Here is a 12,698-nt window from a genome sequence, read left to right as displayed (position 1 = left end):
TTACTTTTTTCCTTTATTTTTTGCTCCAGCGTGACCCCTAAAAGATCGTGTCGGAGAAAATTCACCTAATTTGTGACCCACCATGTTCTCTGTTACAAAAACAGGTACAAATTGCTTTCCATTGTGAACCGCTATTGTCTGACCTACAAAATCAGGAGTAATCATAGAAGCTCTAGACCATGTCTTAATGACTGCCTTTTTACCAGATTCAACATTTTGTTGGACTTTTTTATCCAAACTATAGTGAACGTAAGGTCCTTTCTTTAATGAACGTGCCATTTCTTTCTACTTTTTATTTCTTTCTACGTTCTAAAATATACTTGTTGGTACTCTTGGTCTTGGAACGGGTCCTGTAACCTTTTGCAGGAATTCCGTTTCTAGATCTAGGATGACCTCCAGAAGCCCTACCTTCTCCACCACCCATGGGGTGATCAACAGGGTTCATCGCTACCGGTCTTGTTCTTGGTCTTCTTCCCAACCATCTACTTCTACCAGCCTTCCCTGACACCAATAACTGATGATCCGAGTTGGATACTGCACCTATAGTGGCCAAACAATCTGCTAAAACCAATCTGGTTTCACCTGATGGCAATTTAATGGTAACAAACTTACCGTCCTTCGCCATTAACTGGGCAAATGTACCGGCACTTCTTGCCATTACCGCTCCTTGTCCAGGACGCAATTCAATTCCCGAAATGATAGTACCCAAAGGTATTTCACTCAAAGGAAGTGCATTCCCGATTTCTGGAGCAACCCCGGCACCAGAAGATACTTCTTGTCCAACTTGTAAACCGTTTGGAGCAATTACATATCTCTTTTCGCCATCGGTATATACCAATAATGCTATAAAAGCTGTTCTGTTTGGATCGTACTGAATTGATTCAACAGTGGCAGCAACTCCTTGCTTCTCCCTTTTGAAATCAATAACACGATACCTTCTCTTATGACCTCCACCTTTTTGGCGCATGGTCATTTTTCCTTGACTGTTTCTACCTCCCGACTTTTTTAACGGAGCAAGCAAGCTTTTTTCCGGCTTATCAGTAGTAATGGCGTCAAATCCGTTTACTACTCTAAAACGCTGCCCAGGAGTGATTGGTTTTAATTTTCTAACTGACATTTTTTGTCTTTATAGATTACTGTAAAAATCAATAATATCTCCTTCTGCTACATCAACAATGGCTTTTTTGAAACCACTTGTCTTTCCGTGCTGTACACCAGTCTTGGTGTAACGCGACTTGCGCGAAGGACCATAATTCATTGTTCGAACTTTATCGACAGAAACACCATAAGTTGCTTCCACTGCTTCCTTAATCTGAATCTTGTTGGCTTTTGGATCAACAAAAAAACCATAACGATTGTGCAACTCGCTATCAGCAGTCATTTTTTCCGTAATAATTGGCTTTATCAACACACCCATGGTTCGCTTATTTAATTAAGTTCGATTCGATTCCTTCCAAAGAACCTTCCAACAACACTAGGTTGTTAGCGTTTAATATTTTGTAAGTGCTTAATTCTGAGTTAGTTATAACCTCAGAACGCTCTAAATTGCGTGAGGACAAATATACGTTATTATTTGAATCACCCAACACAATTAAGGATTTTTTATTCTCCAAGCCCAAAGACTTCAAAATTTGCTTAAAATCCTTAGTTTTTGGCGTTTCGAAATTGAAATCCTCAACCACAACTATAGCATTGTCTTTTGACTTCAAAGTCAAGGCAGACCTTCTGGCCAAACGCTTAACATTCTTGTTCAATTTTTGCTTATAATCCTTTGGTCTTGGCCCAAAAATACGTCCACCACCTCTAAACACCGGAGACTTAATACTACCCGCACGAGCAGTACCTGTACCCTTTTGTTTTTTGATCTTTCTTGTACTACCTGCTATTTCAGCACGCTCTTTGGATTTGTGCGTACCCTGTCTTTGGTGTGCCAAATATTGCTTAACATCCAAATAAACAGCATGATTGTTTGGTTCTATTGCGAATACAGCGTCCGAAAGCTCAACCTTTCTACCTGTTTCTTTTCCCTTTATATCTAAAACTGCTACCTTCATTACTTCTCAATAGTTACGTAAGCGTTCTTATGACCAGGAACACAACCTTTTACTACTAAAAGGTTCTTCTCTGGAACAATCTTTAATACTCTTAGGTTCTGAACGGTAACCCTATCGCTACCCATTCTACCGGCCATTTTCATTCCCTTAAAAACTCTTGCAGGATATGAAGCAGCACCAATGGAACCTGGAGCCCTTAACCTATTGTGCTGACCGTGGGTTGATTGACCAACACCGCCGAAGCCGTGTCTTTTAACAACACCTTGAAAACCTTTACCTTTAGAGGTACCGATTACATCAACAAATTCTCCTTCCACAAAAAGGTCAACCCCAAGAGTATCCCCTAATTTGTGCGCACCTTCTTCAAAATACCTGAATTCCATGACTTTTTTCTTAGGAGAAGCTCCTGCTTTTTTAAAGTGACCTGTAGCCGCTTTATTAGCACGTTTTTCTGCCTTGTCATCGAAACCAAGCTGAAGGGCATTGTACCCGTCCACCTCTTCGGTTCTGACTTGGGTAACTACGCATGGTCCAGCTTCGATTACTGTACATGGAATATTCTTTCCATTTTCATCGAAAATGCTGGTCATACCTATTTTTCTACCTATTAACCCAGACATATTTATAATTGATTATTAATTAATTACTATTTAAATTATCGACAAAAAAACAGGGTCAAAAAACAATTCAACCCTGAATATATTTTTTTCCGTTTTTCCTTCGCGAAACGCTCGGGACATGTCTTTCATAATTTCGAATTATGAATTCCGAAATCAGAACTATACCTTGATCTCAACCTCAACACCACTAGGAAGTTCCAACTTCATTAGGGCATCAATGGTCTTTGATGAAGAGCTGTATATATCCAAAAGCCTTTTGTAAGAACTTAATTGGAACTGCTCTCTTGCTTTCTTATTTACGTGCGGTGAACGCAAAACCGTAAATATTTTCTTATGTGTTGGCAAAGGAATTGGTCCAGTTACCACCGCACCTGTAGTCTTTACCGTTTTTACGATCTTCTCAGCAGATTTATCTACCAAGTTATGGTCGTACGACTTTAATTTTATTCTAATTTTTTGACTCATCTTAGTACGATTTAAGCTGTTAATCCTTTTGCTTTCTTGATAACCTCTTCTGAAATATTGGATGGTGTTTCAGCGTAATGTGAAAATTCCATTGTAGAAGTTGCCCTACCAGAAGACAAAGTTCTCAAAGAAGTTACATATCCAAACATTTCGGACAATGGCACTGTACCTTTAATTACTTTGGCACCCGCTCTGTCATCCATGTTGGTAACAGTTCCCCTTCTACGGTTCAAGTCACCTACTATATCACCCATGTTTTCTTCAGGAGTCAAAACCTCCAATTTCATGATAGGCTCCATAACTACAGCACCTGCAGCTTTTCCAGCAGCTTTATAACCCATTTTGGCAGCCAATTCAAAAGATAGCGCATCAGAATCCACAGGGTGGAAAGATCCATCCTTAAGAACCACTTTCATTCTATCCATTTCATAACCGGCCAATGGTCCATTTTTCATAGCAGCTGTAAATCCTTTTTCAACAGGACCGATAAATTCTTTTGGTATACGACCACCTTTGATCTCATCAACAAACTGTAAACCAGTTCCAACAAAATCTTCATCAGCAGGTCCCATCTCAAAGACGATATCACCAAATTTACCACGACCACCAGATTGCTTTTTGTAAACCTCTCTATGAGCAGCCGTCTTGGTCAATGCTTCTTTATATTCAACTTGTGGCTCACCTTGACTTACTTCAACCTTAAACTCACGTCTTAAACGGTCAACAATAATATCCAAGTGAAGCTCACCCATACCGGAAATAATAGTTTGACCGGATGCTTCATCTGTTTTTACTTGGAAAGTTGGATCTTCTTCAGCCAATTTAGCCAAAGCCATTCCCAATTTATCAACGTCAGCTTTTGTTTTGGGCTCTACCGCAATACCGATAACCGGATCAGGGAAGTTCATACTTTCCAAAACAATTGGGTGTTTTTCATCAGACAAGGTATCCCCGGTCTTAATATCCTTAAACCCAACAGCTGCACCTATATCCCCAGCCTCAATATACTCCACTGCATTTTGCTTGTTGGCATGCATTTGGTAAATCCTGGAAATACGCTCCTTGTTTCCTGAACGATTGTTCAATACATAAGAACCAGCATCCAATCTACCTGAATAAGCCCTAAAGAATGCCAAACGACCTACAAAAGGATCAGTAGCTATCTTAAATGCCAAGGCAGCAAATGGCTCCTTAACACTTGGCTTCCTGGACTCAGGCTTTTCAGTGTCAGGATTAGTACCTACAATAGCATCCTTATCCAAAGGCGATGGCAAGTAGCGACATACGGCATCCAATAAAAATTGAACCCCTTTGTTCTTAAATGAAGAACCACAGATCATAGGTATGATACTCATATCCATAACAGCAGCCCTTAAAGCAGCGTTTACTTCATCTTCGGTAATGGAATCTTCGTCTTCGAAGAATTTTTCCATTAAAGTTTCATCATACTCGGCAACAGCCTCGATCAAAGCAGCTCTATATTCCCTAACCTCATCTTTCATGTCGGCCGGAATATCCACTACATCAAAAGTACCACCAAAGTTTTCCTCGTGCCATACAATTGCACGGTTCTTAACCAAGTCAACTACACCTCTAAAATCCGCTTCATCACCTATAGGCAATACAATTGGCACTGCATTGGATTTCAACATCTCCCTAACCTGCTTGCACACGTTTAAGAAGTTAGATCCTTGACGGTCCATTTTGTTAACAAAGCCCATTCTTGGCACTTTGTAGTTATCTGCCAATCTCCAGTTAGTTTCTGATTGTGGCTCAACACCATCAACCGCACTAAATAAGAATACCAGACCATCCAATACCCTTAAGGAACGGTTTACCTCAACGGTAAAATCAACGTGTCCCGGAGTATCTATAATATTAAAGTGATAAGGCTTGGTCTCATCTATAACGGCCCCATTTTTCATCGGGAAATTCCATTCACAGGTAGTAGCAGCAGAAGTAATGGTAATACCCCTTTCCTGCTCCTGCTCCATCCAGTCCATCGTAGCCGCACCATCGTGCACCTCACCTATTTTATGACTAACTCCCGTATAGAACAAAATCCTTTCGGTAGTAGTTGTTTTTCCAGCATCAATATGTGCTGCAATTCCAATATTTCTTGTATATTTTAAATCTCTTGCCATTTCTGCTTATTAAAATCTAAAGTGTGAGAATGCCTTATTGGCCTCAGCCATTTTATGAGTATCCACTCTTTTCTTAACAGCAGCACCTTCTTCTTTTGATGCAGCCAAAATTTCCCCTGCCAATTTTTGCGACATGGCCTTTTCATTTCTCTTTCGAGAATAACTGATAAGCCATTTCATTGCGGTTGAAATTTTTCGGTCTGGTCTGATCTGCATAGGAATCTGAAAAGTAGCTCCTCCTACCCTTCTACTTCTTACCTCTACATGAGGCATAACATTGGACAATGCATCTTTCCAAAGCTCCAATGCTGTTTTTTCTTCGTCTGTCTTTTTCTCTTCTACGATATCTATAGCATCGTAAAAAACTTTAAAGGCCACCGACTTCTTACCATCCCACATCATCATATTAACAAAACGGGTCACCAATTGGTCATTAAACCTTGGATCTGGTAAAAGTGGTCTCTTTTTTGCCTGCTTTTTTCTCATTTCTTCTTTTTGAGTTAATGGTCAATAGTCAATTATTAAAAGCACAACACCTTTAATACTTAACTTTTAACAAATTTTTACTTCTTAGGGCGTTTTGCTCCGTATTTAGATCTACGTTGTGTCCTTCCAGCAACACCTGCTGTATCCAAGGCACCTCTAACGATATGATACCTAACTCCTGGCAAATCCTTTACCCTTCCGCCTCTTACTAATACTATCGAGTGCTCTTGTAAATTGTGACCCTCACCTGGTATGTAGGCGTTAACTTCCTTCCCGTTGGTCAACCTTACCCTTGCCACTTTACGCATTGCAGAGTTTGGTTTCTTAGGAGTGGTAGTATAAACACGTGTACATACACCTCTTCTTTGAGGACACGAATCCAAAGCAGCCGATTTACTCTTCTTAGTAATCGTGACTCTTCCTTTTCGTACTAATTGTGAAATTGTTGGCATACTATTTTTGTATAATAAAAACTTAACCCCTCTTTTAAGGGCTGGCAAATGTAGTAATTATTCACAATAATTCAAACCCTACGCTATTTATTTTTTATATTTTTTATCCGCAACATATTAAGTAGGTCAGAATTAGATCTAATTACACCTTTTAATGAAGATTCAAAAGAACTAAAAATGACTTATCCGTGATTATGAAATTTAAACCAAAACAAGTCAAAAACAGAGAATGAACACAATACAATTCAACCATATTTTAATACATTCTCAGCTTAATCGATTAATCACAAAGAATAACATAATCAAAACCTCGAATAGCTCCCAATAATTGTGATTATTGCGAATTTGTCAATATATTAACGTGTTTTATGAAAAAAAATCCTACAAATAAGTCAGACTAATGTTTTAAATGTAAAAATATCACATACTAATGTATTAAAAATTCATAATTAACCTCCCAAACAGACTTTTTTAACATTATTTTATTATGCGTGCATAAGAAATATGCCCAAAAGCTTGTTTTATTAACAGAGATTTAAGATTTTTGCAGTTGCTAATTCAAATAATCATAAAATGAAAACAAAGTTAAGTGGAATCCTAACGCTATTCCTAGCGTTGATTGTGCAATTATCCTTTGCACAAGAAAAAACGATTTCAGGTACGGTAACGGACCAAGACGGTCTTCCGCTCCCTGGAGTGAACATCCTAGTAGAGGGAACTACAACTGGAACCCAAACAGATTTTGATGGACTTTACTCCATCGATGCAAGCGTTGGGCAAGTTTTGGTATTCTCTTATATAGGTCAAAAAAATGCTAGAATGACAGTCGGTGCCAGTAACACCATCAACGTCCAAATGGAAGAAGATGCGCAGGCATTGGAAGAAGTGGTTGTTACGGCCTTGGGTATTAAGAGGAACCCCAGATCTTTGGGATACTCCGTTAAATCTGTTGAAGCCGAATCAATTACAGAGAACTCTGAACCGGACTTAATAAGGTCCCTTAACGGTAAAGTACCTGGAGTAAACGTAAACGTATCTACAGGTGTTGCCGGTGCTTCCAATAAAATAAGTATAAGAGGTACCACTTCCTTCCAAGGAGGTAACCAACCCTTATTTGTTGTAGACGGTACCCCTTATAGTAATACCGAGGTTGAAACCTCCAGCCAGATTACCGGTGGTGGTGGTTATGAAACCGGTATTTCTTCTTTAGACCCTAACGACATTGCCAATGTTGAAGTGCTAAAAGGAGCGGTAGCAGCGGCACTTTATGGTTCAAGGGCGGTAAACGGGGTAATCATCATTACTACAAAGTCAGGAAAATCTGGTGGTTTGTCCAACAAAAAATTCGAGGTATCCCTAAACACAGGGGTTTATTTTGAAAAAATCGCCAACCTTCCTGAATACCAGAATACTTACGGTAACGGAACCAATTTCAACTACAACAACGCAAACGGTTCATGGGGTGCAAGATTTGACTCCCTAGAAACCATCCCAACTTGGCCCAACTTGCTAAATGCATTTCCTGACCAGTTTGGACCCACTGTTCCTTATGTGGCGCAACCAGACAACGTTAAGGACTTGTTTAAAACTGGATTTGTTGCAGACAATTCGGTAAACATTAGTTCTGCCAAGGAAAACTCCAATTTTAGTCTTACCATTTCCAACATGGACCAACAAGGGTATATACCTTTTAACTCATACAAAAGGACCAATATATCTGCAGGGGGTAATTTTAAGTTGGAAAATGGCTTACAAGTTGGTGCAAACCTTAGCTACTCTGATAGCTACCAAGTGGGTCCATTCCTAGGTGAAAACCAATACGCGGGGGCTGCCTCCTCCTTTGCGAGAACACTCGTACTGGGTAGAACATGGGACCTTAGTCTTCCCTATGAAGATGCCAATGGTGCACCCGTAATCCCCAACGGGGGTTGGGACCACCCATTATGGTCATGGGAACACAATCAAATAAGAACAGGTGTAAACAGGACTGTGGCTAACGTAAATTTTGCTTACGATTTTAACGAGCACATTAATGCAAGATATCAGTTGGGTATCAATAAATATGATCTGGCCCGTGTAGAAATAACCGACAAAGGCTCAAGGGCAGCTTCGGGAACAGGTAGAGTTGTAACAGACAATTACGACAGTGAAGAAATTGAATCAACCTTTGTGGTCACTTTCAATTATGACTTGGCCGAAGATTTAAATATGAATTTATTGGTGGGTAACAACGTTAACCAAATTTCTGACCACCGTGTTGGTTATACTGGGACCAATCTAATCGCAGATGGTATCTTTACCGTTAACAACACGGCCAATGTGGTTTCCGATGTGGATGAAATATCAAGAAAAAGAATAGTTGGTGTTTTTGGAGACTTGGGATTGGGGTATAAGGATTATTTGTTCTTAAACGCCACTGCCAGAAACGACTGGTCATCAACACTACCCAAAACCGACAATAGCTTCTTATACCCATCGGTTTCCTCATCCTTTATATTTACGGAGGCATTTGGGTTAAAAAATGACATTATCAGCTTTGGTAAAATTAGAGGAGGTTGGGCCAACGTGAGCAGGGATGCAGACCCATACCAGATTAATAAGATTTTTAGTGTTGGAACAGTATACGCAGGACAACCTTCCGTATTTGTCCCAACCACACTTGGAAATCCTAGTTTAAGCCCAGAAAACACAGAAGAATTTGAAGTAGGTTTGGATTTGGAACTCTTTAACAACAGAGCGATACTCGACTTTACCTGGTACAAAAAAACAACTACAGATTTGATTTCAGAGGTTAATGTACCTACCTCTTCAGGATATACTTCATTTTTGACCAACATTGGTGAAATGGAAAACACAGGTATTGAAATAGGTTTAACTCTTATTCCAATTAGGACCGAGAATTTTAGGTGGTCTACTTTTACCTCATTTACCAAAAACGATAATGTAGTAAACGAATTGATCGAGGGTCTTGACAGGTTTCCACTTAACGTAAACGAAATTGCCTTTGTAGACGAAGGGGAACCTTTTGGAGTATTCTACGGAACCGCTTTTGCAAGGGATGATGAAGGTAATTATTTAATTGAAGAAGGTGGTGGAGGTATCCTACAGGCTTTGGAAAACAAAGTAGTGGGTGATCCCAACGCTGATTTCAAAATAGGATTTACCAATACTTTCAAATATAAAACCTTGAGTTTACAGGCACAATTAGACTGGAAAGAAGGAGGTGACGTAGCTTCAACTACAATAGCATCCTTATTAGGTAGAGGGGTAACCAAGGATACAGAAGATAGGGAACGTACTTATATAATACCTGGTGTTTACGGAAATCCAACTACAGGAGAGGCCATTCTTGACAATGCTGGCAACAAGATTCCAAATACCACTCAAGTTACAATGAACAACCTATATTTCTCACCTACCACCAATAGTAATACTTTTGGTATTAACACTGTAGACGAGGCCACCATTTATGATGGTACAGTATTTAGGTTAAGGGAAATTGCATTGGCCTACGAAGTTCCAAAAAAGTTTTTGGACAAGACCTTTATAGGAGCCATGACATTTTCTGTCGTGGGGAACAACTTATGGTATTTTGCACCAAACGTGCCTAAATATACCAATTTTGATCCAGATGTTACTGCCTATGGGTCAGGTAACCTACAGGGTATTGAAACCCAGTCGGCCCCTAGTTCCAAAAGATTTGGGTTTAAACTTAACGTAACATTTTAATAAAAAGAACTATGAAAAATATATTTAAAATAAATCTGAAAAGCCGCACAATGTTCGCCGTAGCATTGGTGTCTTTACTTTTCTACAATTGTAGTGACTATTTGGATGTGAATACAGACCCAAACAATCCTACTACAGCTCCTCTAGATCAACTTTTGACGGACACGGAGAGAAATTTTAATCTGATTACTGAATTTAGGGTTTATATGGCAGAAGAACTTTCCGCCTATGTACACCAATTCACCTTCCGTGAAGAGCAGGATCAATATGGTACCAGGCAGGATAATACCGATATCCAAAATTCTTGGGATGTTGCCTATTCGGTAATAACTGAAGCTGATATCATAATTGAGCAAGGAACTGCCGAAGAGGAGATGATCATTGTAGGAATGGCCAAAGTACTTAAAGGATACACCGCCACCATTATTGCAGATATCTGGGGAGATGCGCCTTATTCCGAGGCATCCAAGCTTGCCGCAGGCATTGTTAGTCCGGTTTTTGATGATCAGACTGCCATTTACGAAAATGCATTGGCACTGATTGATGAAGGTCTTGCCAATATTAATAGTGGACAAGGTTCCAATCCTGGCACACAAGATTTGTTCTACGGTGGAAGTATTTCCAAATGGAACAAATTCGTGAATACCCTGAAGTTAAAATTGTACAACGAAATTCGTTTATCCTCCCTGTTTAATGCAGGTAAATTAAATGCTCTAATTGCGGCAGACAATTTTATGGCCAGTAGCGCTGACGATTTTGAATTTCCTTACTCTACTACCCAATCACCGGCAGAAGAGAGAAACCCACTTTTTAGAACTACTTACACAACAGGTCAAACCAGCCATTATGCCAGCCCTTGGTTCTACGAAATCCTTAAAGGATGGAATCCAAACATTCACAATGGACTTGAAGACCCTAGGCTTCCTTATTATTTCTTTAACCAGTTGACCCCTGGACAATTACCTCCAGATGTTGGTGATCCAACTACAGGTGACCCTAAGGCGGATTATTGGGATAGAAACACAGGTTTCCATACCATTAGATTTGGTAGTGTAAGCCCTAATAGGGATTTTGCTTCGAGGGAATCTTCTACCTACCCAGGGATTTATCCTGCCGGAGGTAGATATGATGACGGTGAAGGTGGTGATGCCGATGTAAATGCCGGTACAGGTGCAGCTCCTCATAGGATGTTAACGTATCATGAATCTTTATTTATCATGGCCGAATTAATTCAGGCCAATGTAATTTCCGGTGATGCAAGAACAGTGTTGGAAGATGCTATGACCGCAGCTTTTAAAAAGGTGGATGTTGTAGTTGCCAATTCGGAAACTGACCAAACCGTTCCAAAATTAGAAGGAACCACTGCAGTGGCCGATTTCATAGATGGAGTATTGGCGGAATACGATGCTGCTTCCGATGCCAAAAAGATGGAAATTATCATGACCCAAAAATGGGTGTCCACTTTTGGAGATCCTTTTGATCAATATAATGATTACAGAAGAACCGGGTACCCTGTATTGGCCAATCCCAATGGACCTTCTCCAGAATATCAATTGGACAATGGAGATGCCTGGCCATTAAATGACAGTGAAACAACATTGACAAGACCGTACCAGGTTTCCCTATTCTGGCCACAAGCCGAATTGAACGTTAATGAGAATGCACCTGCCCAGAAGGATGCTACGACCTATAAAATATTTTGGGATAATTAATAGATAAAATTCATAACATGAAAAACATATATATATTAAGCCTTTTTTTAGCCCTATTTGTGCTAAATACGTCTTGTGATGATGACGGGGGCACTTCGGCAATCAATACGACCAATGGTGCCCTACCCGATTTTAAAATGGTAGCTGGAAGCCCTGATTTTATTGATCTTACAGGAATAACTAATCTAAACCTACAGTTCACAGTTGGTGTAGGTGTAGGAGAACCTACATCCTTTGACCTAAAGGCGTACTACCTTACTGTAGATGGTGATTTGTACGGACCAATTACCTTGGATGCCGGTGTTACCGAATATCCTAAGGAGTATTCAATTACTGGGACCCAAATAATAGGTGCCTTTTCAGAATTAAATAGTGCTGCTGATATACAAGTAGGAGATGTCCTTAAATTTTTTACATCCTATACGTTTGAAGATGGCTCCAAACTTGAAGTTCTTAATAGTAAAGGAGAACCAAATTATTATGCTGCAGATTTCAACGCTTATCCCGATTTTACTGTTAAATTGGATTATGTCGTGTCCTGTCTATCAGATTTGGGAGGAACCCATACATACGTTACCACCAATCTTCAAGCAGCCAACAGTCCTACAGCCTGTCCTACAGGAGAAGTTACAGGCTCAGTTACTTGGACCGACCAGGGTGGAGGCAATTACCTCACTTCCGACCTAGGTTTTGGCCAATACGAATCATCATGCTGGAACGATGGCCCAGCCACAAGTGGTGGAGCCACTTTTAGCGAGGTTTGTGGTGAAATCATTTCCGGAGGCCTCGACCAATATGGTCTAGAATACATCTGGGTAATTACGGATGTAACCGGTCCTGAGTTAACCATGACATGGACTAATGACTATGGAGATTCTGGCACAGTTGTAATTACTAGGGAAGGCGGATTGGATTGGCCGCAATTATTTACCAGGTAACTCATGAGTCGTCCTAAAATAGGTTGACGGTTTTTAAAGAATATATATTAGACCTGTGAATTTAACTTCACAGGTTTTTTGTTATGTATAAAATTAGG

Annotated in this window: 12 protein-coding genes; 3 read left to right on the top strand and 9 right to left on the bottom strand. The window is 39.9% G+C overall.

The window, feature by feature from the left end; all coding sequences use genetic code 11:
- From rpsS to rpsL, 9 genes are all read right to left on the bottom strand, one after another.
- Entirely contained in the window at positions 1-279 is a 279-nt protein-coding gene (rpsS, locus tag MWU82_RS08405) for a 30S ribosomal protein S19 (RefSeq protein WP_026810026.1), read from the bottom strand.
- A gap of 13 nt (positions 280-292) precedes the next feature.
- Positions 293-1,117 carry a 50S ribosomal protein L2 gene (rplB, locus tag MWU82_RS08400; protein ID WP_215946048.1) on the bottom strand — a complete coding sequence of 275 codons (825 nt, stop codon included), beginning with the start codon at positions 1,115-1,117 and terminating at the stop codon, positions 293-295.
- 9 nt (positions 1,118-1,126) lie between these two features.
- On the bottom strand, positions 1,127-1,417 hold the full coding sequence (gene rplW / locus MWU82_RS08395; RefSeq protein ID WP_215946049.1) for a 50S ribosomal protein L23: 291 nt from the start codon (positions 1,415-1,417) through the stop codon (positions 1,127-1,129).
- 7 nt (positions 1,418-1,424) lie between these two features.
- Positions 1,425-2,054 carry a 50S ribosomal protein L4 gene (rplD, locus tag MWU82_RS08390; RefSeq protein WP_215946050.1) on the bottom strand — a complete coding sequence of 210 codons (630 nt, stop codon included), beginning with the start codon at positions 2,052-2,054 and terminating at the stop codon, positions 1,425-1,427.
- Positions 2,054-2,674, bottom strand: a complete 621-nt coding sequence (gene rplC / locus MWU82_RS08385) for a 50S ribosomal protein L3 (protein ID WP_031445115.1) — start codon at positions 2,672-2,674, stop codon at positions 2,054-2,056. Before rplC ends, rplD begins: the two co-directional genes overlap by 1 nt.
- A gap of 159 nt (positions 2,675-2,833) precedes the next feature.
- Positions 2,834-3,139 carry a 30S ribosomal protein S10 gene (gene rpsJ / locus MWU82_RS08380; RefSeq protein ID WP_010230113.1) on the bottom strand — a complete coding sequence of 102 codons (306 nt, stop codon included), beginning with the start codon at positions 3,137-3,139 and terminating at the stop codon, positions 2,834-2,836.
- A gap of 11 nt (positions 3,140-3,150) precedes the next feature.
- Entirely contained in the window at positions 3,151-5,283 is a 2,133-nt protein-coding gene (gene fusA, locus MWU82_RS08375) for an elongation factor G (RefSeq protein ID WP_247096089.1), read from the bottom strand.
- 9 nt (positions 5,284-5,292) lie between these two features.
- Complete coding sequence (gene rpsG / locus MWU82_RS08370; RefSeq protein ID WP_072865355.1) at positions 5,293-5,769, bottom strand: 30S ribosomal protein S7; 477 nt, start codon at positions 5,767-5,769, stop codon at positions 5,293-5,295.
- 77 nt (positions 5,770-5,846) lie between these two features.
- Positions 5,847-6,221, bottom strand: a complete 375-nt coding sequence (rpsL, locus tag MWU82_RS08365; RefSeq protein ID WP_031445118.1) for a 30S ribosomal protein S12 — start codon at positions 6,219-6,221, stop codon at positions 5,847-5,849.
- A gap of 573 nt (positions 6,222-6,794) precedes the next feature.
- Between rpsL and MWU82_RS08360 the strand changes: the two genes are divergently transcribed.
- Genes MWU82_RS08360 through MWU82_RS08350 form a run of 3 tightly spaced genes read left to right on the top strand, consistent with a single transcriptional unit; the run spans position 6,795 to position 12,600 of the window.
- Positions 6,795-9,950, top strand: coding sequence for a SusC/RagA family TonB-linked outer membrane protein (locus MWU82_RS08360; RefSeq protein WP_072865357.1), 3,156 nt, complete (start codon positions 6,795-6,797; stop codon positions 9,948-9,950).
- A gap of 11 nt (positions 9,951-9,961) precedes the next feature.
- Complete coding sequence (locus MWU82_RS08355) at positions 9,962-11,662, top strand: SusD/RagB family nutrient-binding outer membrane lipoprotein (RefSeq protein ID WP_247096088.1); 1,701 nt, start codon at positions 9,962-9,964, stop codon at positions 11,660-11,662.
- Positions 11,663-11,679: 17 nt separating this feature from the next.
- Positions 11,680-12,600, top strand: coding sequence for a hypothetical protein (locus MWU82_RS08350; RefSeq protein ID WP_247096087.1), 921 nt, complete (start codon positions 11,680-11,682; stop codon positions 12,598-12,600).
- Positions 12,601-12,698 lie beyond the last annotated feature (98 nt).

The sequence above is a fragment of the Arenibacter sp. S6351L genome (genome assembly GCF_023016025.1).
Lineage (GTDB): Bacteria > Bacteroidota > Bacteroidia > Flavobacteriales > Flavobacteriaceae > Arenibacter > Arenibacter algicola_B.
The sequence above is the reverse complement of the archived record's forward strand: the minus strand, read 5'-3'. Positions and strand labels throughout refer to the sequence as shown.